The sequence below is a fragment of the Thioclava sp. FR2 genome (assembly GCF_051200875.1).
In the GTDB taxonomy this organism is placed as follows: Bacteria; Pseudomonadota; Alphaproteobacteria; order Rhodobacterales; family Rhodobacteraceae; genus Pseudotabrizicola.
Genome location: NZ_CP195191.1, coordinates 2,725,023 through 2,750,488, shown reverse-complemented (window position 1 = coordinate 2,750,488; position 25,466 = coordinate 2,725,023). Strand labels below are relative to the sequence as shown.

At 55.7% G+C, this 25,466-nt stretch carries 24 protein-coding genes; 11 read left to right on the top strand and 13 right to left on the bottom strand.

The features are described 5' to 3' along the window. Nucleotides 1-7 precede the first annotated feature (7 nt). Both ACSBLW_RS13320 and ACSBLW_RS13315 read right to left on the bottom strand, forming a co-directional pair. On the bottom strand, nt 8-2,269 hold the full coding sequence (locus ACSBLW_RS13320; RefSeq protein ID WP_435257105.1) for an NADP-dependent malic enzyme: 2,262 nt from the start codon (nt 2,267-2,269) through the stop codon (nt 8-10). A 96-nt stretch (nt 2,270-2,365) separates the two neighbouring features. Further along, nucleotides 2,366-3,715 (bottom strand): glycosyltransferase family 61 protein, encoded by a 1,350-nt coding sequence (locus ACSBLW_RS13315; RefSeq protein WP_435257104.1) that lies wholly within the window; start codon nt 3,713-3,715, stop codon nt 2,366-2,368. Between the two features lie 553 nt (nt 3,716-4,268). On the opposite strand from ACSBLW_RS13315, the gene mutS reads away from it, so the two are divergent. Next, entirely contained in the window at nt 4,269-6,899 is a 2,631-nt protein-coding gene (gene mutS / locus ACSBLW_RS13310; RefSeq protein ID WP_435260112.1) for a DNA mismatch repair protein MutS, read from the top strand. Nucleotides 6,900-6,949: 50 nt separating this feature from the next. On the opposite strand, the gene ACSBLW_RS13305 is transcribed toward mutS, so the two are convergent. Next, entirely contained in the window at nt 6,950-7,483 is a 534-nt protein-coding gene (locus ACSBLW_RS13305; protein WP_435257103.1) for a nucleotide exchange factor GrpE, read from the bottom strand. Nucleotides 7,484-7,520: 37 nt separating this feature from the next. Beyond that, on the bottom strand, nt 7,521-8,606 hold the full coding sequence (hrcA, locus tag ACSBLW_RS13300; protein ID WP_435257102.1) for a heat-inducible transcriptional repressor HrcA: 1,086 nt from the start codon (nt 8,604-8,606) through the stop codon (nt 7,521-7,523). Nucleotides 8,607-8,706: 100 nt separating this feature from the next. Between hrcA and rph the strand changes: the two genes are divergently transcribed. The 3 genes from rph to hemW are packed head-to-tail and all read left to right on the top strand — an operon-like array spanning nt 8,707 to nt 11,232. Further along, nucleotides 8,707-9,423 carry a ribonuclease PH gene (gene rph / locus ACSBLW_RS13295; protein WP_435257101.1) on the top strand — a complete coding sequence of 239 codons (717 nt, stop codon included), beginning with the start codon at nt 8,707-8,709 and terminating at the stop codon, nt 9,421-9,423. 1 nt (nt 9,424) lies between these two features. Next, entirely contained in the window at nt 9,425-10,033 is a 609-nt protein-coding gene (gene rdgB / locus ACSBLW_RS13290) for an RdgB/HAM1 family non-canonical purine NTP pyrophosphatase (RefSeq protein ID WP_435257100.1), read from the top strand. Nucleotides 10,034-10,059: 26 nt separating this feature from the next. Further along, on the top strand, nt 10,060-11,232 hold the full coding sequence (hemW, locus tag ACSBLW_RS13285; protein ID WP_435260111.1) for a radical SAM family heme chaperone HemW: 1,173 nt from the start codon (nt 10,060-10,062) through the stop codon (nt 11,230-11,232). Between the two features lie 19 nt (nt 11,233-11,251). Here hemW and ACSBLW_RS13280 read toward each other — a convergent pair whose 3' ends face one another. The 7 genes from ACSBLW_RS13280 to ACSBLW_RS13250 all read right to left on the bottom strand — a co-directional run bounded on the left by ACSBLW_RS13280 (nt 11,252) and on the right by ACSBLW_RS13250 (nt 18,656). Beyond that, nucleotides 11,252-12,166, bottom strand: coding sequence for a ParB/RepB/Spo0J family partition protein (locus ACSBLW_RS13280; RefSeq protein WP_435257099.1), 915 nt, complete (start codon nt 12,164-12,166; stop codon nt 11,252-11,254). A gap of 10 nt (nt 12,167-12,176) precedes the next feature. Further along, a complete protein-coding gene (locus ACSBLW_RS13275) occupies nt 12,177-12,965 on the bottom strand; it encodes a ParA family protein (protein WP_435257098.1) in 789 nt (262 codons plus the stop codon). Nucleotides 12,966-12,980: 15 nt separating this feature from the next. Beyond that, nucleotides 12,981-13,604, bottom strand: coding sequence for a 16S rRNA (guanine(527)-N(7))-methyltransferase RsmG (gene rsmG, locus ACSBLW_RS13270; protein WP_435257097.1), 624 nt, complete (start codon nt 13,602-13,604; stop codon nt 12,981-12,983). Beyond that, entirely contained in the window at nt 13,604-15,466 is a 1,863-nt protein-coding gene (gene mnmG, locus ACSBLW_RS13265) for a tRNA uridine-5-carboxymethylaminomethyl(34) synthesis enzyme MnmG (RefSeq protein ID WP_435257096.1), read from the bottom strand. The genes rsmG and mnmG overlap by 1 nt, the downstream gene beginning before the upstream one ends. Before the next feature lie 10 nt (nt 15,467-15,476). Further along, nucleotides 15,477-16,763, bottom strand: a complete 1,287-nt coding sequence (gene mnmE, locus ACSBLW_RS13260; RefSeq protein WP_435257095.1) for a tRNA uridine-5-carboxymethylaminomethyl(34) synthesis GTPase MnmE — start codon at nt 16,761-16,763, stop codon at nt 15,477-15,479. A 33-nt stretch (nt 16,764-16,796) separates the two neighbouring features. Next, complete coding sequence (gene rho / locus ACSBLW_RS13255) at nt 16,797-18,068, bottom strand: transcription termination factor Rho (RefSeq protein WP_435257094.1); 1,272 nt, start codon at nt 18,066-18,068, stop codon at nt 16,797-16,799. Nucleotides 18,069-18,191: 123 nt separating this feature from the next. After that, nucleotides 18,192-18,656, bottom strand: coding sequence for a CopD family protein (locus ACSBLW_RS13250; protein WP_435257093.1), 465 nt, complete (start codon nt 18,654-18,656; stop codon nt 18,192-18,194). 448 nt (nt 18,657-19,104) lie between these two features. On the opposite strand from ACSBLW_RS13250, the gene ACSBLW_RS13245 reads away from it, so the two are divergent. The 4 genes from ACSBLW_RS13245 to dnaQ are packed head-to-tail and all read left to right on the top strand — an operon-like array spanning nt 19,105 to nt 21,857. Next, complete coding sequence (locus tag ACSBLW_RS13245) at nt 19,105-19,698, top strand: Maf family protein (RefSeq protein ID WP_435257092.1); 594 nt, start codon at nt 19,105-19,107, stop codon at nt 19,696-19,698. Continuing rightward, nucleotides 19,695-20,537, top strand: coding sequence for a shikimate dehydrogenase (locus ACSBLW_RS13240; RefSeq protein ID WP_435257091.1), 843 nt, complete (start codon nt 19,695-19,697; stop codon nt 20,535-20,537). The genes ACSBLW_RS13245 and ACSBLW_RS13240 overlap by 4 nt, the downstream gene beginning before the upstream one ends. Then, complete coding sequence (gene coaE / locus ACSBLW_RS13235; RefSeq protein ID WP_435257090.1) at nt 20,534-21,124, top strand: dephospho-CoA kinase; 591 nt, start codon at nt 20,534-20,536, stop codon at nt 21,122-21,124. The genes ACSBLW_RS13240 and coaE overlap by 4 nt, the downstream gene beginning before the upstream one ends. After that, nucleotides 21,117-21,857 (top strand): DNA polymerase III subunit epsilon, encoded by a 741-nt coding sequence (gene dnaQ, locus ACSBLW_RS13230; protein ID WP_435257089.1) that lies wholly within the window; start codon nt 21,117-21,119, stop codon nt 21,855-21,857. The genes coaE and dnaQ overlap by 8 nt, the downstream gene beginning before the upstream one ends. Before the next feature lie 63 nt (nt 21,858-21,920). On the opposite strand, the gene secB is transcribed toward dnaQ, so the two are convergent. Both secB and ACSBLW_RS13220 read right to left on the bottom strand, forming a co-directional pair. Further along, the gene (gene secB / locus ACSBLW_RS13225) at nt 21,921-22,427 is read right to left on the bottom strand and encodes a protein-export chaperone SecB (RefSeq protein WP_435257088.1); all 507 of its coding nucleotides are present in this window, start codon (nt 22,425-22,427) and stop codon (nt 21,921-21,923) included. 57 nt (nt 22,428-22,484) lie between these two features. Further along, complete coding sequence (locus ACSBLW_RS13220) at nt 22,485-22,991, bottom strand: FxsA family protein (RefSeq protein ID WP_435257087.1); 507 nt, start codon at nt 22,989-22,991, stop codon at nt 22,485-22,487. Nucleotides 22,992-23,126: 135 nt separating this feature from the next. Between ACSBLW_RS13220 and ACSBLW_RS13215 the strand changes: the two genes are divergently transcribed. The 3 genes from ACSBLW_RS13215 to ACSBLW_RS13205 are packed head-to-tail and all read left to right on the top strand — an operon-like array spanning nt 23,127 to nt 25,463. Next, nucleotides 23,127-23,786, top strand: coding sequence for a Tim44/TimA family putative adaptor protein (locus tag ACSBLW_RS13215; protein WP_435257086.1), 660 nt, complete (start codon nt 23,127-23,129; stop codon nt 23,784-23,786). Between the two features lie 4 nt (nt 23,787-23,790). Continuing rightward, complete coding sequence (gene mltA / locus ACSBLW_RS13210; protein ID WP_435257085.1) at nt 23,791-24,825, top strand: murein transglycosylase A; 1,035 nt, start codon at nt 23,791-23,793, stop codon at nt 24,823-24,825. 11 nt (nt 24,826-24,836) lie between these two features. Beyond that, a complete protein-coding gene (locus tag ACSBLW_RS13205; protein WP_435257084.1) occupies nt 24,837-25,463 on the top strand; it encodes a Smr/MutS family protein in 627 nt (208 codons plus the stop codon). Nucleotides 25,464-25,466 lie beyond the last annotated feature (3 nt).

The window sequence follows — 25,466 nt, the reverse complement described above, 5'->3', positions numbered from 1 at the left end:
GCGCTCGTCAGGCGATGTCGCAGGCAGCCATGACAGCCATGTTCAGGATATCATTGACCGTAGAATTGGTCGAGCAGATCTGAATTGGCTTTTTGACACCGGTCAAGATTGGTCCAATGACTGTGGCACCGGCCATTTCCTGCATCAGCTTGACCGAGATTGATGCCGAGTGCCGCGCTGGAACAACAAGAATGTTGGCCGGTCCGGTGAGGCGGCAGAACGGATAGTTGCGGCGCATGAGATCATGGTTCAAGGCGACATCAACAGTCATTTCGCCATCATATTCGAAATCAACGCGCATTTTGTCTAGCACCCTTGGCGCCTGATGCATCTTCGTTGCGCGCTCTGAAACCGGATAACCGAAAGTCGAAAAGCTTACAAAGGCCACGCGCGGCTCAAGGCCAAGACTGCGTGCGACATCTGCAGAACGGATAGCGATGGTCGCGAGATCCTCGGGTTCTGGCCATTCCTGAACCAAAGTGTCCGAGATCAGGACGATCCGCCCTTTATGCAACAGGGCTGTTACACCTACAGCACCGTCTGAAGCTTTTGCATCGAAGACGTGGTTGATCAGTGACAAAACATGCGCGGACTTACGGGTGGCTCCGGTGACAAGTCCATCACCATGTCCGTGCTGCAGCATGAGAGAGGAGAAAACATGTCGGTCACGGGCAGCCAGGCGATGGATATCCTCGCGGTCAAAGCCCTGACGTTGCAGGCGGTTGTAGAGAAAATCCTTGTACTGATCGAGGTGGCGGGTGTTAGCGGCGTTCACCACTTCCAATTCACGCACCGCATCCGCCAAACCAGCCTGCTCAAGCTTTTCACGCACATCGTTTTCGCGGCCAACGACGAGGGCCTTGCCAAGCCCAGCGCGCTGATAAGCAACGGCGGCACGCAAAACACGCGGATCATCCCCTTCGGCAAAGATCATCCGAGCCTGCGCCTGACGGGCGCGCGCATGAATGCCTTGCAGGATGCTGGCGGTTGGGTCCATCCGCGATTTCAGGTTCTGCTCATAGGCCCGCAGATCAATGATCGGACGCCGTGCAACGCCCGTATCCATCCCAGCTTTAGCAACAGCCGGCGGAATCACATGGATCAGACGGGGGTCAAAGGGCGTGGGAATGATGTAGTCGCGGCCAAAGGAAAGCTTGCGGCCATAAGCCATGGCCACTTCATCTGGCACATCTTCACGCGCGAGTTTCGCAAGCGCCTGCGCGCAAGCGATCTTCATTTCGTCGTTGATTGCGCGGGCATGAATGTCCAACGCACCGCGGAACAAGTAGGGGAAGCCCAGAACGTTATTGACTTGGTTCGGGTAATCAGAACGACCGGTCGCCACGATGGCATCTGGGCGAACGGCGTGGGCCTCTTCTGGAGTGATTTCCGGATCTGGGTTCGCCATAGCAAAAATCACCGGATTTTCTGCCATCGACAGAACCATATCCTGAGTCACAGCGCCCTTGGCGGAAACGCCAAGAAACACATCGGCGCCCCTCATGGCCTCTTCAAGTGTGCGCAAATCGGTACGCGCTGCATGAGCCGATTTCCACTGGTTCATTCCCTCGGTGCGACCCTGATAGATTACTCCCTTGGTGTCACACATGAGGCAATTGTCATGCTTGGCGCCCATGGACTTCAAAAGCTCAAGGCAAGCAATACCGGCCGCACCGGCACCGTTTAGAACGATGCGGCAGTTTTCTATTTTCTTGCCAGAGAGTTCCAAAGCGTTAAGCAAACCAGCCGCACAGATCACGGCCGTGCCGTGCTGGTCGTCATGGAACACCGGGATGTCCATGATCTCTTTCAGCCGCTGCTCGATGATAAAGCATTCCGGTGCCTTGATGTCTTCCAGATTGATCCCGCCAAAGGTGGGGCCCATTAGGCTGACGGCCTTTATGATCTCATCAGGGTCTTCTGTATCAAGCTCGATATCGATGGCGTTTACATCGGCAAAACGTTTGAACAGGACCGCCTTGCCTTCCATTACCGGCTTGGACGCGAGCGCGCCTAAGTTGCCCATACCAAGGATAGCGGTACCGTTCGAGATTACAGCGACCATATTGCCTTTGACAGTGTAGTCATAAGCAGTCGCCGGATTGTCTGCGATGGCTTGGACAGGTACCGCAACGCCGGGTGAATAGGCCAGCGAAAGGTCGCGTTGCGTCGCCATCGGCGTTGAGGCAACGACGTCGTATTTGCCGGGGCGGGGTTCCAAATGATAGGCGAGCGCCTCTTCAGGCGTGACACGGGTTTTGGAGGACATGGGCCAATATGTTCCTGCTGATTGCTTTGCCCGTAATAACGAGCCAAACCCTGTCAGACAATCCACATGTAGAAAACAGCTATTCAGGAGCTCAGGTCACAGAAGCTCTTTCAACCAATCCCGGTCCTTTGCCAGATCAAGACAACGATCTGGAAACTCGTCGGCAAGAAGCTGCACCGCCCAGGACAAGACGTCAGCATTTGAAACCTTTCGTGCGCACCAGATGATTTGGACCAAGGTCTGCCACCTGGTGGTATCGGCATACCAAGCGTTGGTCAGCGCCATCAGCTCAGCATGACCCTCACCCATCGCTTTGTGAAGATCGGCCTGAGCAATGGCCAACTTGGCGTTTTCTAACTGTAAATCCTGGTGCTGGTGCAAGACCGCATTCGCCTGTTCGATCTGCCCCGTGCGGTTTAATTGTTGGACAAGGCGCGCCACATCTTCGGCGCGTGTTAGTTTTGGAACACGACCGATACTAGCTGCTACAAAGGCCAAAACCTCCCCCAATCCTCGACGGCCCAAGGCGACGGGAACGATACCATCCTTGGAAAAGCTGGGATCTACCAATGGGTCGTCTTTGTTGTAATCTGCAAAAAAACTGACGTAGCGACAGCCAGACGCGACGGCCAAGGGCCAGAAGTCTCCCCAGCGATGTACAGCTGTTTGCAGGGTTCCCAGTTCGATGACCAAAGCTTCGGGATGGGCAAAGAGCATATTTGTGAAACCTGCCCCATGTGACGAGATCATGATTTCTGCATTCGCCATAAGAGCAATCTGGTCTAGTGGGGAATAGTCTTCGAAGGCCACTGTCGCAAACCCCAGAGCAGATAGAAGCTCGACCAGCTGATCCTCACCTACCATGGTCCGCTGACGGGCAGCCCCCGGTTTACGCCCGACGAAAAAGCGGCGGGGCAGATGGCTGCTTTTATGCCCCTCCAACGCCTTCATGGCCCGTGCGCGAAGCCGAAGAAGGCTGCTATCCAAACTATTCATGGAAAGCACGCCTTGTGACGAACGCGAAGCAATTGCGCCTTTCCACATCTCATCGGAGGGAGCGAAGGCATTGAGTGGTGCCGTCAATTCGGGTGGCGATAGGTAAAAGCTGTTGAACATGCTGTAGGCGGTTAGAACGCGCCGGTATTCTTTTGGCGTTCGTTCAAGAAAAAAGCGCCCTTTCAGCTCGGGAAAAAGGGCTTCAATGAAGGCGGAAGTGAAGCTGCGCGTCTTTTCTTCCGAATTCGGGAAATGGATAAAGACACGCCCCTTAAAGTCGATGTCCGACAGAAGACAAAGGTGGCAAAGGGTTTCGGTGACAAAGTGATAAAAGTTAAAGGTATTCCGGCACTCGATCGCGAAGTCGATGTCTTCAGGCGGGGGCTCTGCGCAGACCGGCAGTTGCAAGGCCTGGTTACGTCTCTGATGATCGCTGAAATATTGGATCAACCTGTGTTCGGGGTTGTCGGGAGCCGTCTCGTTTTCCCAGCAGTACCGATTCAAAAGGCGAATGCCCGCCGATCCATTCAAAAGGCATTTTTCCGCGACGAGTGAATAGGATTTCCGAAAGCTGGCTTCTTTCAGCTCGACAAGCGCAGTCTTGAACTCGATGGCCTTGCGAAATGTCTTGTGAAGGCGCGTGTAGCGAATGAAGCGATCCGTTTTGATCCTGATGCTGTCGTGATCCGAAGCTGAAAAGCCAAAAATGCGTCCGGGTTCCACGGGGCGCCAGATGAAGTCCGGTTGCTGCAGGAAGGCAATCCCCGGATCGGTATACGGATCGAGGAAAAGGTTGTCCGGAGGAAGAGAGAAATCGATCCGATTGCGCACTGCTGCCATTACCCCTTCGGGTCTGATGCCCGGTTGCGGGAACATTAGGCAATCCTTTCGTGCGGGTCTACTGGTCGCGGGGGCTTTCGCAGGTGGGAAGGCTTTTGTAGGGTCTGGGCAACGGACGGTTGGGGAGAGTGGCGTGTCAACTTCTGACGCCAATGTGACGCCGATGATGGCGCAATATCTGGAGATCAAGGCGGGCCACGAAGGTGCGCTTTTGTTCTATCGGATGGGCGATTTCTACGAAATGTTCTTTGACGATGCAGTAGCCGCGGCAGAAGCGCTTGACATTGCATTGACCAAGCGCGGCACCCATCTGGGCGAACCAATCCCGATGTGCGGCGTACCTGTTCATGCCGCGGAAGGGTACTTGCTGACTCTGATCCGAAAGGGATTTCGGGTTGCGATTGCCGAGCAAATGGAAGACCCGGCCGAGGCGAAGAAACGAGGGGCTAAATCGGTCGTCAAGCGTGACATCGTGCGGTTGGTGACACCAGGGACGTTGACTGAAGATGCACTTCTAGAAGCGCGGCGTCATAATTTTCTGGTGGCTTGGTCAGAGGTTCGGGACGAGGCAGCGCTCGCATGGGCCGATATTTCCACCGGGGAATTCCGCGTCATGCCCTGCCCAATGGCCCGTTTGGCGCCCGAATTGGCGCGACTTGCCCCTCGCGAAGTTCTGGTCAGTGAGGCGCGCGACAGAGATCTGGCGCCCATGATCGAGGATATGGGTGCGGCCCTGACGCCCTTGTCACGAGGCAGCTTTGACTCAACAAGCGGGGAAAAGCGACTTTGCGATCTGTTCGGCGTGGGCTCGCTAGAGGCCTTTGGGCAGTTCAGCCGAGCCGAAGTTTCCGCAATGGGCGGGCTGGTAGATTACTTGGATCTGACCCAGCGCGGGAAATTGCCCTTTCTGCGCCAGCCCTTGAAAGAAGCGGCGGGCGGGACAATTCAGATCGACCCATCGACCAGACGTAATTTGGAAATCGCGCAAGCCCTGTCCGGTGGTCGCGAGGGATCTTTGATCGCCGCCGTTGATCGGACGGTAACAGCGGCAGGCGCCCGGCTTTTAGAGAGAAGGCTTGCTGCGCCGTCCTGCGATCTGAACACAATTCACGACCGCTTGCAGTCTGTACGATTCCTTACCGAACAAGCCACCCTGCGGAACGATCTTCGCGAGGCCCTGCGGCGCGTGCCGGATATGGATCGCGCCTTGTCCCGTCTTGCCCTTGACCGAGGGGGACCGCGCGATCTGACTGCCATTCGGGCCGGCCTGGCACAAGCAGAAGTCTTGCGCGAACGATTGGGGGCCAGCGGCGCACCCAAACTGATTTACGAGGTATGTCAGGCCTTGGTTGGCCATGGAAACCTGATCAACCTACTTGACGAAGCATTGGTCGCAGAACCTCCCCTTTTGGCGCGGGATGGTGGGTTTGTGGCAGAAGGATTTGACCCAGAACTGGATGAAACCCGCAGCCTGCGCGACGAAGGACGAAGTGTTATCGGTCGGATGCAAGCGGATTACATCGACCAGACGGGCATCCAAAGCCTTAAGATAAAGCACAACAACGTTCTGGGCTATTTCATCGAGACCACATCGACACATGCGGAAAAGATGCTTTCTCCGCCGCTTTCAGAGACGTTTATTCACCGCCAAACAACGGCAGGTCAGGTACGCTTCACCACAGTGAGCTTAAGTGAAATTGAGACGCGAATCCTTAACGCTGGAAACCACGCTCTTGAGATTGAAAAGCGGCATTTTGATAGCCTGAAGCAGTCTGTCCTGAAGCATGCTGGACCGATTGGTGGCGCGGCGCGCGCCTTGGCAGAGATTGATCTATCGGCGGCATGGGCGGATTTGGCTACTGCGGAAAACTGGTGCGAACCGGTTGTCGACCTAAGCCGCGCCTTCAAGGTCGAAGGCGGCCGCCACCCTGTCGTTGAGCGTGCGTTGAAGCGGCAAGGCGGCGCGCCATTTGTTGCCAACGACTGTGCGCTAACCGAAACGGATACTCCTGCGATTTGGCTTCTGACTGGCCCGAACATGGCGGGTAAGTCGACTTTCCTGCGGCAGAATGCGCTCATAGCTCTGTTGGCTCAGGCCGGATCATTCGTGCCAGCTTCCTCTGCACATATCGGGCTTGTAAGCCAACTTTTCAGCCGCGTCGGTGCGGCTGATGACCTTGCGCGCGGACGATCGACCTTCATGGTCGAAATGGTGGAAACCGCGGCCATTCTTAATCAGGCAGACGATCGGGCCCTAGTTATTCTGGACGAGATCGGGCGCGGCACGGCAACCTATGACGGCTTGTCGATCGCTTGGGCCACGTTGGAACATCTGCACGAGGTCAATCGCTGCCGCGCACTTTTTGCAACGCATTATCATGAAATGACCGCTTTGGCCGGAAAGCTTCCGGGCGTTGAAAATGCGACTGTAACGGTCAAGGAGTGGGAGGGTGAAGTCGTCTTCCTGCACGAGGTAAAGCAAGGAGCTGCAGACCGCAGTTATGGGGTTCAGGTGGCACGCCTTGCCGGCTTGCCGGCAACTGTGGTCGAGCGTGCCAAGGTGGTGCTTGAGGCGTTGGAGAAGGGTGAAAGGGAAGGTGGAAAACAGGCGGCTCTGATCGACGATTTGCCGCTGTTCCGCGCCGCGCCACCAACTCCTGCTCCGCGTCCCGTTGCACCTAAAACTTCAGAAGTTGAATTACGTCTTCGGGACAGTCATCCGGATGAGATGACACCAATGGATGCTTTGCGACTTGTCTATGAGTTGAAGCAATTGGCCCAGGATAGTGCGTAGTAAAGAAAAAGGCCCCTTTCTGGGGCCTTTAAGTTTGGTGTTGTCCCAGATTAGCCAATGTTGGACGAAACGCCAACCTGAGCAGGACGCAACAAGCGGTCGTGGAGCAGGAAGCCTTCAGCCATCACCTGAATAATCTGTCCCGCCTTTGTGCCAGGAACAGGTGCTTCGAACATTGCCTGATGAACCTGGGCATCGAACTGATCGCCCACCGAAGGCGACACTGCCGTGACTCCGTGCTTCGTCATAACATTGCTAAGCTCGCGAAGAGTAAGTTCAACGCCTTCGATCAGCGCGGCGGCCTGCTCGCGGGTCTCATCCGATGCAGCCTCAAGCGCGCGCTTAAGATTGTCGTAGACCGGCAGCAGGTCGCGAGCGAGGCGCGAGCCGCCATATTGCTCTGCTTCGCGACGGTCACGGTCGGCACGTTTGCGCGAGTTTTCCGCATCAGCCAAAGCGCGCATATACCGATCACGCATTTCGTCCCGCTCAGCGCGAAGCGCATCAAGTTCGGCCGCGTCGATAAATTCTTCTTGGGCCGGGTCCAGTTCGACCTCTTCCGGGGCCGGATTTTCCTGAGCCATCATCTTCTTCCTTACCTTCGTCCGTCCGTTACGACGATCATCCCTTACCGCGTTCGGACACCATCCGCCCAACGAGTTGTGCCGTGTAATCGACGATGGGCACGATCCGACCGTAATTCAGCCGGGTCGGACCAATAACACCGATGGCACCGATGATCTTTCGATCAGCGTTCATATAGGGAGAGACGACCAAAGAGGAACCCGAAAGTGAAAAGAGTTTGTTCTCAGAACCAATAAAAATGCGCACACCATCGCCGGTTTCTGTCAATTCGAGGAATTCAGCGATGTCGCGCTTGCGCTCCAGATCATCGAACAACGTACGAATACGATCAATTTCCGTTTCGTCGGTTGCCGAGTCGAGCAAATTGGCGCGCCCGCGGACGATCAGGCGCTCTGATCTCTCTCCGGGATTTTCCCAGACCGCAAGTCCGCTTTCAACAAGCTCGCGGGCCAGGCTGTCGATTTCCTGGCGCCGCTTTGCAATCTCTGCAGTCATGCTCCGGCGAAGATCTGAAAGCGTCTTTCCCTCGGCCAATGCATTCAGGAAATTTGCAGCTTCACGCATTGAAGACGGGGTTTGACCGGGGGGTGGTGTGAAAATGCGGTTCTCGACATGACCATCGGCGGTTACCAAGACCACAAGAGCGCGATCTGGCGCGAGGCTAACGAATTCGATATGCCGGATTGGGGCTTCGTGTTTCGGCGACAGGACTAGAGACGCGCCGCGGGTGATGCCCGACAAGGCCGCCCCGACATGATCAAGTAGGCTCGTGACATCCTGATCCGTGCTGCCAAAGGTCGAATCGATCCGTTCGCGATCTTCGTTCGAAACCGTCCCAACTTCGAGCAGGCTATCGACAAACATACGAAGGCCGAGTTGCGTTGGAATACGCCCGGCTGAAATATGCGGACTGTCCAGCAGGCCCATGAATTCCAGATCCTGCATGACGTTTCGAATCGTCGCCGCGGAAATTCTTTCAGACATGGCCCGCGTCAGCGTGCGCGACCCAACGGGGTCGCCTGAGGTCAAGTAACCCTCGACCACGCGCCGGAAAACCTCCTTCGAGCGATCGTTGAGGTCTGATAGAAGTTTTGAGCCTTGGTTTGTCATCTGTTGTACCATCAGGATCAGATTATTCCGCCGGGCACAGACGTCAATCGGGGTTGCATCCTTGTGATGCACGGGCCTATCTGGCCTAACCCCAAGATTAAAGGAAAAAGCGATGCGCCCCTCTGGCCGGAAACTGGATGAACTGCGGACAATTTCTATTGAAACGGGCGTAATGGCCCATGCCGAGGGGTCTTGTTTGATCAAGGTCGGGAACACCCATGTCCTGTGTTCAGCAACCTTGGAAGAAAAAGCGCCGCCGTTCCTAAAGAATACCGGCTTAGGCTGGGTCACTGCGGAATACGGAATGCTTCCCCGCGCCACCAACAGCCGGACACGCCGCGAAGCCGCGGCCGGAAAACAAAGCGGACGAACCCAAGAAATTCAGCGCCTGATTGGTCGTGCTTTGCGCGCTGGCGTCGACAGAAGCGCACTTGGAGAACGCCAGATTGTCATCGACTGTGATGTCATTCAGGCGGACGGCGGTACGCGTTGCGCCTCAATTACAGGGGGATGGGTTGCGCTGCGTCTTGCGGTGAACAAGTTGCTGAAGGCTGGAACGATTGTCAGCGATCCCATCCTTGATCATGTCGCCGCTGTTTCCTGCGGGATCTATGCGGGCCAACCCGTGCTTGACCTTGATTACGCCGAAGACTCGGTCGCGGGTACAGATGGAAACTTTGTTATGACTGGACGTGGCAAGATGATCGAAGTGCAGATGTCCGCGGAAGGGGCCACTTTTGCTCGGGAAGAAATGATGCAACTGCTGGATCTTGCTACTGCAGGGAACGCAGCTTTGGTTGTCGCGCAAAAGGCGGCCATCGGCGCGTAACATGCGGAAATTTCAGGACAAAACGCTTCTGATAGCTACCCACAACAAGGGTAAACTGGAAGAAATTGAAGATCTTCTTGCGCCCTACGGCGTGGCCGTTGTTTCGGCGGGGGCTTTGGCTCTTGCCGAGCCAAAGGAGACAGAGTCCAGTTTTGTGGGCAATGCACGGATCAAGGCACATGCCGCGTGCAAAGCCACTGGTTTGCCTGCTCTTGCCGACGATTCTGGAATTACCGTGGACGGTCTTAACGGTGCGCCAGGCGTCTACACCGCCGACTGGGCAGAAACCCCCAACGGTCGCGATTTTGACCTGGCCATGCAGCGTACTTGGGATGCTTTAGAGACCGCCAACGCCCCGTTTCCGCGTCTTGCCCAGTTTCGCTGTACCTTCGTTCTAGCTTGGCCCGATGGTCACGACGAGGTGTTTGAAGGCGTTATGCCTGGCCAAGTCGTCTGGCCAAAACGCGGAAACCAGGGTCATGGCTACGACCCAATCTTCCAACCCGATGGTTACGATATCACCTTTGGGGAGATGGATCGCTGGCAGAAAAACAAAATCAGCCACCGTGCGGACGCCTTCCGCAAGTTGATCACAGGATGTTTCACGTGAAACAACCAGGCCTACCGGTGACTGGGATTGAAAGATGGCAACAGGCCGGCTTCGGACTTTATGTTCATTGGCCGTTCTGCCAGTCAAAGTGTCCTTATTGTGATTTCAACAGTCATGTTGCGAGCAGTGTTGATCAGAACGCTTGGGGCGACGCTTTCGAGTTGGAACTCGACCGAATGCGGCGAGAGACCGGGCCAAGACGCCTTTCGTCCATTTTCTTTGGGGGCGGCACGCCATCCCTGATGGTGCCCTCGTTGGTTGAGCGCATCATTTCCTCCGCTACGGGTCACTGGTCGGCCGCGAATGACATCGAAATCACTCTTGAAGCGAACCCAACTTCGGCGGAAATCGAGAAGTTTCGTGCGTTTCGATCTGCCGGAGTCAATCGCGTCTCCATCGGTGTGCAATCCTTAAACGATGCAGACCTAAGGCAACTGGGCCGAATGCACGACGCAAAAGAGGCGCGTTCGGCAATCGACATGGCACAGACCATCTTTGACAGATTCAGCTTTGATCTAATCTATGCTCGCCAAGACCAGACTTTGGCGCAATGGGAGGCGGAGCTTAACGAAGCGCTCAAGATCGGGTCACGCCACCTTTCGCTTTATCAACTCACCATCGAGCCGGGCACGGTTTTTGGCGCAAGGCACGCACGCGGACAACTGCGCGGATTGCCAGAGGAGGACATAAGCGCCGAGATGTATGAGCTCACCCAGCAAATCTGTGAGGCGCACGGTCTTCCCGCCTACGAAACGTCGAACCATGCGGCCGTGGGCGAAGAATCCCGCCACAATATGATCTATTGGAGGAGCGGCGATTTCGCTGCCATCGGCCCTGGGGCTCATGGGCGTCTAACTGGTCCATCTGGCGTTCGCTCCGCTTTTGAAAACGAGCGGAGCCCCGCACAGTGGATGGCGCGCGTGATGTCCACGGGAACGGGAGAATGCGAACGGTCGTCCCTAACGCAAATGGAAGCGGCGGAAGAGTTTCTGGTCATGGGTCTACGGCTGCGTGGTGGCCTGGATCTAAGCGATCTTCAGGCCGTATCGCATCACCGAGTATCTCAAAATTCGATCAGTGAACTGATTGAGATTGGCATGCTCGAACAGGACGGAAGCCGAATTGCCGCAACAGCAGCCGGGCGTATTTTGCTAAATTCGGTCCTGGCCAAACTGGAATTGCTACCCAGCCCAAACTAGGCGCATTAGTGGCAGACACTCAGTTTTTGAGATCGCGCGGAATGACCGAAAGAACCTGGCAAAGCTGATCCAGCTGATCCAAGGACCGATACTTAATCTTGAGAGTGCCGCCTTCACCACCTACGCCGTGGTCTATAGAGACCCCCATGCCGAGGTTGGCAGACAAATCTGCCTCTATTGCGCGCGTGTCAGCGTCTTTCCCGGCACTTTTCCCCGACTTAGGTCCACCGGGTTTCTTTGGAACGACTTGGCGGGCGAGCTTTTCAGTTTCCCGCACGGAAAGACCCTGAGTGATGACCTTCAGCGCAAGCGACATCGGGTCGGGCGCCCCAATCAATGTTCTGGCGTGCCCAGCTGACAGCTTTCCAGTCCGAACCAAGTTCTGAACGCCTTCGGGGAGCGTCAGCAACCGGATCGTATTGGCGATGTGGCTTCGGCTCTTCGAAAGGGCCTCGGCCAACTTTTCCTGAGTGTGGCCAAAGCGCTCCATCAACTGGCTGAAGGCCATCGCTTCCTCAATAGCGCTGAGATCTTGCCTCTGAATATTCTCTATGATGGCTACTTCGATGACTTCTTCATCCGTGAACTCGCGAATGACCACCGGCACACGATGAAGCTGCGCCATTTGTGACGCGCGCCAACGCCGCTCACCAGCAACAATTTCGTAGCTGCCCGGAGGCGAAATCGGACGAACAACCAGCGGCTGGATAATCCCTTTTGCTTTAATTGATTCCGCAAGCTCTTCCAGTGCAGATGCGTCAAAGTCCCTGCGCGGCTGATCAGGATTCGGACGGATGGATTCGATCGGAATCATGGTATCCGCGGAAGACAAAGCGCTGGCGTTGTTCGCCCCGGCGTCATTAGACAGGTTCACATCGGCCATGAGGGCGGACAGACCGCGCCCGAGGCCCTTACGTTCGGGTTTCTTTTCCATATCTGTCCTTTCAGGCCCTGACAGCCGTCTTCTTATGCCGGGTCACTAACTCAAGGGCCAGCTTACGATAGGCTTCGGCACCTTTCGATTGAGGGTCATAGCTCAGAACCGGCATCGCGTAACTTGGGGCCTCTGATACCCGTACGTTGCGAGGAATAGTTGTCTCAAACACCAAGTCGCCCAGATTTTCCCGCGCGTCTGCTTCAACTTGCTGCGACAGGCGATTTCGTCCGTCAGCCATTGTGATCAAAACACCCTCAATACGAAGCTGAGGATTTGCTGTTTTCCGGATGTCGCGAATGGTCAACATCAGTTGAGAAAGACCCTCCAGCGCGAAGAATTCGCTTTGCAGCGGCACAAGGACAGAGTCACAGGCCACCAAAGCATTCACAGTGAGCAAAGATAGAGAGGGTGGACAGTCGATCACGACAAAATCAAAACCAATATTCCGAAGCTCGGCGCCGCGAAGAGCGTCATGCAACAAGAACGACCGTTTTTCATTTGCTACTAAATCGATATCTGCCGAAGCGAGATCGGAATTTGCAGGAATTATCCATACGTTAGGAAAAGACGATTCCTTGATCGTTTCTCCGATTGTCGACTGTTCCAACAGCAAATCGTAGCTGGTCACGGTCCGATCTGTCGGCGCAATTCCGAACCCCGTTGAGGCATTGCCTTGAGGATCAAGGTCTACGAGAAGAATCCGATAGCCAAATTCGGAAAGGCCGGCGGCAACGTTAATGGCCGTGGTCGTCTTGCCAACGCCACCCTTCTGATTTGCAACTGCGATAATGCGCATTGCTGTTGTCCTTACTTAATTCCGCGCCAAGTCGCTGATTTCAAGTACAGCAGCGCTTGGATCGGTCATACTGGGGTGCACTTCCAATTGGAACCTCCAGCTTTCTCTTGCCCGTTGAATTTCTGCTAGGTGATTTGCACCCTTGGGAAACAGCAACTTAGATCGCTTTCCAACATGCGGATAGCAGAAACCCAGCAATATAGAGAGATCTGCCAAAGCTCGGGCAGAGACCACATCCGCGTCTTGACGGGATATGGATTCAATGCGCTCGTTGATCACCTCTACCGGTAGGGCAAGCTGGCGCGAGGCTTCGGCTAGAAAAGCGCATTTTCGGCCATCTGATTCAACCATCGTCACTTTCTTGATACGGCCATGCTCCGCACCAATGATCGCAATCACCAAGCCCGGCAAGCCGCCCCCACTTCCCAAATCGAGCCAGTGGTCGCATGACTCGGGTGCATATCTCATGATTTGGGCAGAATCTTCGATATGCCGGTTCCAAATATCTAGTGTCGTTGACTTGGAAATGAGGTTGATCTTGCGATTCCACTTCTCCAGCAGAGCCACAAGGGCCTCTAACCTTTCGAATGTTTCACGTGAAACATCAAAACAGGAGAGATTCTGGTGATGCATAACCATCAGGCCAGTTGAGCAGGTTTCATGCGCACAACGTTTGCATGGATCAAAGCGAGGGCAGCCGGCGTCATACCTTCAATCCGACCAGCGTCCGCTACCGTGGCAGGCTTAAGCCGTTCCAGTTTTGATCGCAGTTCATTCGAAAGCCCGGAAATCCGCCCATAATCCAGGTCGCCCGGAATCTGCGCACTTCCGCTTCCCTGCATGCGCTCAATTTCCGCTCTCTGTCTGGCAATATACGGGGCATACATTGCGTCGTACAGCAACTGTTCAACGATCTCGGGCTCAAAGCCAGCCAGATCGGGCACGAGCTTTGCCAAATCCTCAGCCGTCAACGACTGAGCTGAAACGAGATCGTAGGCCGATCGGCGCACTCCATCAGAACTCGCCCGGAAGCCCAAAGACGTCAGATCCTTCGATCCAAAATCCACCGATTTCGTTTTTTTCTCAACAGACAGCAGTTGATCCATTTTGATGCCGAAGGCCAGTCGGCGTTCCTCGCTGACGCAACCAAGTTGCAATGCAAGCGGAGTCAATCGTTGGTCTGCATTATCGGCGCGCAGATGCAAACGAAACTCCGCTCGGGACGTAAACATTCGATATGGTTCGGTTACCCCGCGGGTCAGAAGGTCATCAACCATGACACCGATGTAGGATTGCTCGCGATCAAACCTTACTGACTCCTCACCCCGAGCAAGCCGCGCCGCATTAAGTCCAGCCACCAATCCCTGCGCCGCTGCTTCTTCATACCCGGTCGTGCCATTGATCTGTCCAGCGAGGAACAACCCCGGCATTGCCATCAATTCCAAGGACGGACGGAGGGCTTGCGGGTTAAAGTAATCGTATTCAATCGCATAGGCTGGCTGAAGGATGGTCACCTCTTCGAGGCCTACAATACTGCGGACATATGCTTCCTGCACCTCGATAGGCAAGGAAGATGAAATCCCATTGGGATAGACAGTATCGTCATCCAGCCCCTCTGGCTCTAGGAAGACTTGATGGCTCGATTTATCCGCAAAGCGAACCACCTTATCCTCGATAGACGGGCAATACCGTGGACCGACGCCTTCGATCATTCCACCGTACATGGCTGATTTTGATAGATTTTCACGAACAATGTCGTGGGTCCGCTCATTCGTGTGCGTAATCCCACAAGTCACCTGGCGAACAAACGGGGCCTTGTGCATAAAGGAAAACATCTTCGGATTTTCGTCGCCCGGCTGGTTGTCCAAACGCGCCCAATTTATTGTGCGCCCATCCAGCCGTGGTGGTGTCCCTGTTTTCAGACGGCCACGCTGCAAGTTCAACTCTGCCAAACGCTGCGCCAACCGGATCGAAGGCTTATCACCCATCCGGCCGCCGGACCGCTTTTCTTGTCCAATGTGAATCAGACCGTTCAAGAAAGTTCCGGCAGTCAGAATCACTGCTTTTGCAGAAAGAACAGTGTCATCAGCAAGAACCACACCAGCCACTCGATGATCCGCGACGACCAAATCAACGACTTCGCCCTCGATGAGGGTAAGCCGTTCTTCCTGGCGCAAAAGGCTTTGGATGGCCGCCCGATACAAAGCGCGGTCAGCCTGAGTTCGCGGGCCTTGAACGGCGGGTCCTTTCCGACCGTTCAGCATTCTAAATTGGATGCCAGCCATGTCAGCGGCGCGACCCATGATGCCGTCCATCGCATCAATCTCGCGGACCAAGTGGCCCTTACCAAGCCCCCCGATCGCCGGGTTACAGGACATCACGCCGATTCCATCAATCCGCAGCGAAATCAGCGCTGTGTCTGCGCCCGATCTCGCGGCCGCAGCCGCGGCCTCTGCTCCGGCATGACCACCACCGATGACAACGACGTCAAACTGTTTCACGTGAAACATCCTATTTCCCGATACAGAAGCTGGAAAAGATTTCATCCAGCAACGCTTCCACATCTATCTGACCCAGAAGCAACTCCATTTCTATCCGCGCCTTGCGCAGATCAGCCGCAACCAATTCCAGATTTCCTGACCCTTGATACAGCCATTTGCCCGCCGAGTCCAAAGCCTCGACAGCCTGATGGATCGCAATCTTATGACGCTCTCTGATCAGAAGGCCAGCCGTCATCGCACGCCGTTCCAACCGCCCTGCAATTTGCTCGACCAGGTCGGCGATGCCTGCTCCGGTCAGGCTAGAGATGGTTCCACGTTCAGGATACAAATCAGACTTTACGAAAACGGTAAGGTCGTCCGGCTGCAATTCAACATCCGGTACATCTTGACCCGGTTCCACCAATAATACACGCAAATCGGCCAGCGCTGCGCGATCTCGCGCCAAGCTGATACCGATCTGTTCGACCTCATCTTCCGTTTCCCGCAGGCCAGCCGTATCCAAAAGCGTCACGGGCAACCCACCCAGATCCATCCTAACTTCAATAACATCTCGAGTCGTGCCAGCGACTGACGAGGTGATTGCGGCAGTACGACCCGCTAAAGCATTCAAAAGACTGGACTTTCCAGCATTTGGTGCGCCAACTATGGCCACTTCGTAACCATCGCGAATCCGTTCCGCGGCTACGGCGCCTCTCTGCTGGGCTTCCAGTTCGGACTTCAGCCCTTCAATCAACGCAAGCACCTCGGGAACCACGTCTTCCGGAACGTCTTCGTCCGCGAAATCTATGGTTGCTTCAATAAGCGCTGCAGCACGGGTCAATTTCGCCCGCCATTCCCCAACCTTCGCACCAATAGCACCCGACAACACCCTTTGTGCTTGCCGACGTTGGGCCTCGGTTTCCGCGTCGATTAGATCGGCAAGACCTTCAACCTGTGTCAGGTCAAGCCGACCGTTGGCCAAGGCTCGCCGGGTAAATTCTCCTGGCTCGGCCAAACGTAGGTCAGGAAGGCCCGACAAAAACTGCATCACCCGGGACATAACGGCTGTTGATCCATGAACCTGCAATTCAACGACATCTTCACCCGTAAAGCTTCCGCCATAGGGAAAGAACAGAACCAGCGCTTCATCTATTAGATCATCGCCGTCCATAAGACGGCGAAGCGACGCCAGTCGCGGGACAATGCCACGAACACTCAGCCGCTCCAGTGCTTGCCGAGAAGACGGCCCCGAGATTCTAATGACCGACACCCCTGCCTTGCCGCGCGCAGAGGCTAGCGCATAGATCGTATCTGCCATGATTGCCCGCAGCCTTTCAGCTGCACCTCACACTCAGGTGTTCATAGATTCGAAGAATTCCGAATTCGACTTGGTCTGCTTCAGTTTCGAAATCAGGAATTCAATCGCATCTGTCGTACCCATCGGGTTCAGGATACGGCGCAGAACATAAGTCTTCTGAAGATCGGTCTTTTCAACCAGCAGATCCTCTTTCCGAGTGCCCGACTTCAGAATGTCGATCGCCGGGAACACACGCTTGTCAGCGACCTTGCGGTCAAGAACGATTTCGCTGTTACCCGTGCCTTTGAATTCCTCAAAGATCACTTCGTCCATACGGCTGCCAGTATCGATCAGTGCAGTCGCGATAATGGTCAGCGACCCGCCTTCTTCGATATTACGGGCAGCACCAAAGAAGCGCTTCGGCCGCTGCAAGGCGTTTGCGTCAACACCACCGGTCAGAACCTTGCCGGAGCTTGGAACAACCGTGTTGAAAGCCCGGCCCAGACGCGTGATCGAGTCAAGCAGGATGACTACGTCGCGCTTGTGTTCCACAAGACGCTTTGCCTTTTCAATCACCATCTCAGCTACAGCAACGTGGCGGGTGGCTGGTTCGTCGAACGTCGAAGACACAACCTCACCCTTCACGCTTCGCTGCATGTCCGTCACTTCCTCCGGACGTTCGTCGATCAGAAGAACGATCAAATAGCATTCCGGATGATTCTGTTCGATCGAATGCGCGATATTCTGCAACAGCACAGTTTTCCCCGTGCGGGGCGGGGCCACAATCAATGCCCGCTGGCCTTTCCCGATTGGACAGACCAGATCAATGATCCGGGCCGAACGATCCTTGATCGTCGGGTCCTCAATTTCCATCTTCAGCCGCTCATCTGGGTAAAGCGGCGTCAAGTTGTCGAAGTGCACCTTGTGCCTTGCCTTTTCCGGGTCGTCGAAGTTGATCTTCGTCGCCTTTACAAGGCTGAAATAGCGCTCATTCTCGCGCGGCGCCTGAATCACACCTTCGATCGAATCCCCCGTTCGAAGGCTGAACTGGCGGATCATCTCTGGGCTGACATAAATATCATCCGGACCGGGCAGATAGTTTGCCTCAGGGCTGCGAAGAAAGCCAAAACCGTCCTGAAGCACTTCCAGAACTCCATCGCCACCGATCTCGTATCCATCCTCAGCATGTTCCTTCAAAATCTGGAACATCATCTCGCCCTTGCGCATGCTAGGGGCGTTCTCGATCTCCCACTCCTCGGCCATAGCCAAAAGGTCAGCAGGGGTCTTGGCCTTGAGGTCGGCAAGGTTCAGGCGTTCGGTGGTCATGCAATGATCCTCATTCACCATCGCAAAAACTGCGATGTGATCGGGCGATAGAGAAGGGAAACACATGGGCCGGACGGCCCTGCAAACAGCGATCTATCTATAAGCCTTCGAAAAGTCAATAAATCAGAACTTCACGATCACCGAGAAGACGATCACTAACATGCAGACCGTCGGGACCTCATTCATCAGGCGATAGGTCTGCCCACTCCGAGTATTTGTGCCTTCGATGAACTCCTTGCGTCGGTAACCCAGCCAATGGTGAAACCAAGTCATCCCAGTAATGCCCGCCGCCTTCGTCCAGACCCAAGGGGACGTCCAATCCACGATCCCAGGCGTAAACACCAGCATCAGCCCGAAAACCCATGTCGCAATCATTGCTGGGTTCATGATCGCCCTCAGCAGAAGTCTTTCCTGATGCTGGAACAGCAGGTCCATTTCAGAACCCCGGATCACTCCTGATTTCTTCAGCCCTTCAACGTGGTAAACGAACAGACGCGGCAGGTAGAACAATCCCGCCATCCAGCTGATTACGGAAACAACATGCAGGGATTTCACCCAAGGATACCACCCGGCCAGAAAATCACCCATCGTCTTCCCTCTTCGCTGTCTTCCTTCCTTCTATAAAGAAGAAATAAAGAAAAGAGTCGATGTTGTAGGGGCTGTGGAAAACGGGATGAGGCATCTTTTCCGCCAGATATCCCCAGATAAGTGGGCTGTGGACAATACGAGTATAAGTAGGTCAGGCTGCGGATAAATTGAAAATGTCTCATTTAATCAATGAACTAAATTTCTTTAACTTGGAAAGTTATCCTCAAAGCTTCCTCAACTGGACAGCTGATCATGTGTCCGTCCACAAAGATTGTGCATTCCAATGCACATCTGGAAAACTCTTGCGGCGCTCTTGACAAAGGGACAGGCAGAACCCCCTTCTTCCAGAAACTCGGCTAAAGGTCTGAATTGACCCCCGCGCCGTTCCCGGGAACAAAATGTGGATATCCACAGAGTCGTCCCAAAGTAGCTCAGTAGAATATTTTCAATGTCCTTGATCCTCGCCTCGACGTCTCCGATCCGACTTCAACTTCTCCGTGCCGCCGGGGTCGAGATAACAGCGCTTGCAGCTCGCGTTGATGAAGAGACGATTAAGTCTGCATTGCTTGCCGAGGGTGCAAAACCCCGCGATATTGCAGACACACTGGCCGAGATGAAGGCGCGCAAGGTGGCGGATAAGCATCCGCAGGACTTCGTCCTTGGATGTGATCAGGTTCTAGAGTTTCAGGGAGAGCTGTTCTCGAAACCTCAAACCGTTGAGGACGCAAAAGAGCAGCTCTGCCAACTGCGCGGCAATAGTCATAAGCTTCTCTCGGCAGCCGTCATATATCATGACGGCGAACCGGTCTGGCGGCATATCGCCGAGGCACGTCTGACCATGCGGCGTATTTCTGATGAGTATTTGGCAGATTATCTGGGCCGTAACTGGGAAAGCATTCGCCATTCTGTCGGTGGCTACAAATTGGAAGAAGAGGGCGCACGGCTGTTTTCCGCCGTATCCGGCGACACCTTTACTGTCCTCGGCCTTCCCCTGCTACCGATCCTCGGATATCTCGGGGACAGGGGGATTATCGCATCATGACAACGGAACATCCAAGAATCCCACTTGCAGGTGTGATTGGCCACCCAATCGCCCATAGCCGTTCGCCGGCACTGCATGGGTTCTGGTTGAAACGCTATGGGATCAAGGGCCATTACATTCCTATGGATGTTGCCCCGGCAGATCTTGCGCATGTGCTGCAAACCCTGCCCAAAATGGGTTTTGTCGGCGTGAACATCACCATCCCGCACAAGGAAGAAATCCTCAAGATCGCGGACATCATCACAGATCGCGCTGCCCTGATTGGTGCGGCCAATACATTGATTTTCCGCAAAGACGGCCGCATTCACGCCGATAACACGGATGGAGCGGGTTTCATCGCTAATCTTCGGCAAAATGCGCCGAATTGGGATCCGACAGCCGGGCCGGCCACGGTTTTCGGGGCAGGGGGTGCGGCCAGGGCTGTGATTGCTGCTCTGATCGAGGTGGGTGTTCCCGAAGTTAGACTCGCCAATCGTACCCGCCCAAGGGCAGAGGCGATCCGGTCAGACTTTGGTGCCAAGGTCGTCGTGAGCGAATGGGTTCAGGCCGCAAATATGCTGGATGGGGCGACCACAGTGGTCAATACGACCTCGCTTGGCATGACAGGGAAGCCTGATTTTCGTGTGCCGCTTGATGGGCTTAGCCCTTCGGCAACCGTGACGGACATCGTTTACACGCCGCTCATGACGCAATTCCTGATCGAGGCCCAGGAGGTCGGTTGCACCGTTGTTGATGGGCTCGGCATGTTGCTCCATCAGGCAGCGCCGGGGTTTGAACGCTGGTTCGGCACGCGGCCCGAAGTGGATGAAGACACGCGTCGCGCGGTGCTGGGCGGATGACTGCGTTTCGCCTTGGCCTCACCGGCTCTATCGGCATGGGCAAGTCGACGACAGCTGCATTTTTCGCTGAACAGAACATTCCGGTCTGGGATGCCGATGCGGCCGTTCATCGCCTTTATGCCCCCGAAGGTGCGGCCTTTCAGGCGATCACCCGGCTTTGCCCAGCTGCTGCAACGTCTTCCGGTATCGACCGTCAAGCGTTGAAATCCCTGATTGCCATCGACCCTGTTGCCCTGTCGAAGATCGAGGCGATTGTGCATCCGCTGGTCGCAGAAGATCGTGACAGGTTTGCCGCTGAATGTGTCTCTGACATTGCGGTTTTTGACATTCCCCTTCTGTTCGAAAAGGGCACCGAGGCACAAATGGATGCCACGCTGCTGGTGACTGCCCCCCCCGATCTTCAGCGCCAGCGCGTTCTTTCCCGGCCTGGTATGACCGAGGCACAGTTCAATTTGATCCTGTCACGCCAAATGCCCGATGCGCAAAAACGCGGTCTTGCCACCCATATTGTGGAAACCTTGTCACCAGAACAGACACGGGCCTATGTTCTCGCCCTTGTCGCGCATATAAGACAATCCCATGCGTGAAATTGTCCTTGATACTGAAACCACGGGTTTTGAACCCTCGGAAGGCCACCGGATCGTCGAGATTGGGGCGATTGAGCTTTTCAACCATCTGCCGACAGGCCGGACTTACCACCAGTATATCAACCCGGAACGGTCGATGCCGCGAGAGGCCTTTGAGGTCCACGGTATTGGCCCCGATATTCTGGAACCGCCCGGAGAAATGAAGCCGGGCTCGGTCACCCTGCGCGACAAGCCGCTGTTCAAGGCTATCGGCCGGGCCTTCCTCGATTTCGTGGGCGATGCCAAGCTGGTGATCCACAACGCCGCCTTCGACATGAAATTCCTGAATGCGGAACTGAAATGGGCTGGCCTTCCGGGCCTGCCCAATGATCGGGCTATCGACACGCTGATGATTGCCCGCGGTAAATTCCCCGGATCACCGGCCTCTCTTGATGCGCTCTGCCGTCGTTTCGGTGTCGACAACTCTGCCCGCGAAAAACACGGAGCTTTGCTTGACTCTGAAATCCTTGCCGAGGTGTATCTTGAATTAATCGGCGGGCGTCAGCCCGATCTTGTTTTGGGGGCCATGACAACAGCCTCTGTCACTCAGACCGGTTCGGCAACCGCGACCGACTGGCGACCTCGTCCTCGCCCTACGCCGCTCCCAACCCGTATCACCAGCGAAGAAGTAGAGGCGCATCAGAAGTTCGTGGCCAAGTTGGGCGAAGCCGCGATCTGGGCCAAACGCCAATAGCTCTCGGGCCAATGAAAAAAGGCCGGCCCCCTCGGGCCGGCCTTTTCAATTCTTTTACCCCGATCAGTTCGGCTGGGCAGTTGCGGCTTGGGCCGCCTGTGCCTGCTGGCGCCGTGCCAGTTCCTGACGATAAAGCATCAGGTAGTCGACCGTGTCGATATTCAGCGGAGGGAAGCCACCGTCACGCGTCACATCACTGATGATACGACGGATGAACGGGAACAAAAGACGCGGGCATTCGATCAGCAAGAACGGATGAAGCTGCTCATCCGGCACGCCTTCGACGTGGAAGATCCCGCCATAATCCACCTCCAGCAGGAACAAAGTGTCACCACTCGATTTGTTCTTCGAGGTGACTTTGAACTTCTGGATCACTTCGAACTGGTGGTCCTGCGGACGCTTGCGCGCGTCTAGGCTGACAGCAACCTGAATGTCAGGCTGAACTTCGCCCGAGGTCAGGCCCTTCTGTGCCACCATGTTTTCAAAAGACATATCGCGGATGAATTGGGCCAATACGCTCATTTTCACCTGCGGCTGGGCGGGCGCTGCGGCTCCATTCTCTTCGGCCATCGGTTCTCTCCCTGAAAATTTGTTCGGCAGCGTTCCTAACAGGTGTTCAGCACCGCCTCAATGGCGCGTCCATCCGGAAGTGCCTTTTCCCGGAGGATTCCTCGGCGGCGTTTCGTCCATTTCGTAGAATTCGCCGTCTATGACCGGCCCAGCAGAGGAATGAGAACCCCGATGAGTTTGGAAATCGCCTTCCATCGACGACATGCCAAAGGTCTGAACCTGCACTTTCGATCCGACCCAGCGGATGACAGTTGATCGAATGGCGGGGACCATCAGCAAAAACCCGATCGTGTCGGTGAAAAAGCCGGGCGTCAAAAGCAAAAGGCCCGCGACCACAATCAATGCGCCATGCGCAAGCGGGGACAGCGGATTGCGCATTTGGTCCATGTCGCCGCGCAACTCTGCCAAAACCTGCATACCCTGCCACCGCATCAAGGCTGTGCCGATAATGCCCGTTAAAAGGACAAGCCCCAAGGTCGGCCACAGGGTCAGCCAGCCGCCAACGGTGATGAACAGGCTGATTTCAATCAGCGGAACGATCAGGAAAAGGGCGAAAAGCCACATGGCGGCCTCCTTGGACATCGAAAATCGGGCCACAGGTTTACAGGCCCCGACCCCAGCCCTACATAGGGATCAATGGTCTTGGATACCAACCCCTTTGCCTGTCTTTCGCAAGATGGGCGTCATATGAGGCACTCGATGAACTCTTCCCTGATCCAACTTCTGGTCCTTGCCGGGGTCGCGATCTTTCTGATCCTGAAATTGCGGTCCGTTCTTGGAACGCGCGATGGGTTCGAAAAACCACCCGTTCCACTGGAGGACGTACGCCCGCGCGTTCGTCGCGATTTCGAAGTGATTGACGGCGGCCCTGACCGCGATATCACCGACCACGCGCCGGATGGGTCCGACAGCGCAAAGGCGCTTGCCGCCATGAAGCTTGCCGAACCCGGCTTCTCGGTAAACACCTTCCTTCAAGGTGCGCGTGGGGCCTATGAAATGATCCTGATGTCCTTTGAACGCGGTGATATTGACGCGATCCGTCCGTTCCTTGATGACGAAATCGAGGCGGCTTTCGTGCAGGTGATCAATGCGCGCGAGGAACAAGGTCTGACTGTTTCGGCCAACTTTATTGGTCTAAGGGAAATGTCCTTGGTCGAGGCGGAATTTGACCGTGACAGCAAATATGCCCAGATCACAGTGCGCTACGTTGCGGAACTGACCTCGGCTGTTCGCAACAAGGCCGGAGAAATCGTCGAAGGGTCCGAAAAGGAAATCAAGCGTCAGCGCGATGTCTGGACCTATGGGCGGACGATGGGCGCTTCGGACCCGAACTGGCAACTGATCGCGACTGGCGAATGAGAGGATGGGGCGCTTGCGTGCGGTTCGCGCCCTTCTGCTTTCTCTTGCGGCGGCCGTAATGGCCGCCCCCTCTGTTTCTGCTCAGATGCTTGAATTTTCTGACCTTCAGGGTTGGAAAGAAGACGACCATCGCGCCGCGCTTGACAGTTTTCTGGTCACTTGTGGCAAGCTGGACGGGCCGGATTGGCGCCCCCTTTGCGCCCTTGCCGCAGATGCGCGCGCCAGTGACGTGGCGGCCCGGCAATTTTTCGAGCTGTTCTTTCGGCCGGTACTGGTCGGCAATCCGCCGGCGCTTTTCACGGGTTATTACGAACCAGAACTCAGCGGTTCTCTCAGCCGAACTCCGCGCTTTGCCTACCCGCTCTACCGAAAACCGCCCGAACTGACCGAAGGCCAGCTTTATCACCCGCGTTCCGTGATCGAAGGCGGTGCCCTGCGGGGCAGGGGTCTCGAACTCGTCTGGCTGGATGACCCGGTGGAAGTCTACTTCCTTCAGGTTCAGGGGTCTGGCCGTGTTCGCCTGCCAAATGGCGAGGTTATGCGGGTGGGTTATGGCGGCAAGAATGGCCATCCCTACCGCTCGATCGGACAAGAATTGATCCGGCGCGGGGCCTCGATGTCTGATGTTTCCGCGCAGGATATCAAGGCATGGGTCCGCTCCAATCCTGTTGCCGGGCGCGACTTGCTGAACTCGAACCCGTCTTTTGTCTTTTTCCGCAAACTTGCCGACCATCCCGCCGAACTTGGCCCGTTGGGCGCAATGGGAAGGCCCATTACCACGCTGCGGTCGGTTGCCATTGATCCGGATTTCACCCCGCTTGGCGCCCCTGTCTGGATTGAAAAAGAAGGCCGCAATCCCATTCGCAGCCTGATGGTCGCTCAAGATACAGGCGGCGCAATCAAGGGCCCGCAGCGGGCGGATATTTTCTACGGCACAGGTTGGGACGCGGGCGAAGCCGCAGGCCGGATCAAGGATGGCGGTCGGATGGTCTTGCTTTTGCCCATAGACCGCGCCTATGCGATGATGCCCGAAGGCTGAAAAGGCAAGTCATGGTTCGCCGCCGCAAACTAAGACCCGAGGAAGAGGACCTCTGGCACGCTGTCGCCCGGACAGCGCGACCGATGCACGCACAGGCGCGCAAGATCCTTCATCCCGAGGAAGAAGGGCTAAAGCCAGCGCCGGTGCCAAACCCTTTCCACCCCAAGGAGCCAAGCCAGCCTCTCGCACCCAATCACCGGATGCCAGCTTTCCGCCTTGGCGAGCGGGCAAAGCCTAAATTCGGCCATGACCTGGCGCCTACGATTGCCGAGGCCCTGTCATCCGCCCCAGTGCAGATGGACGCAAAGGCCTATGGCAAGATGACCCGCGGAAAGCTGGTCCCTGAGGCGCGGATCGACTTGCACGGTATGACACTGGCCGAAGCGCATCCGGAGCTCATCCACTTTATTCTGAATGCTCAATCAGCGGGGTTGCGGCTGGTTCTTGTGATTACAGGAAAAGGAAAAGCAAAGCCCGACCACGGCCCAATTCCGCAACGCGTGGGGGCGCTGCGTCATCAGGTTCCGCAGTGGTTGCGCCTGCCCCCGGTTGGCCAAGCCATTTTGCAGGTTTCGGAAGCGCATTTGAAACATGGCGGGTCAGGCGCTTATTACGTCTATCTTCGGAAGTTTCGATGAAAA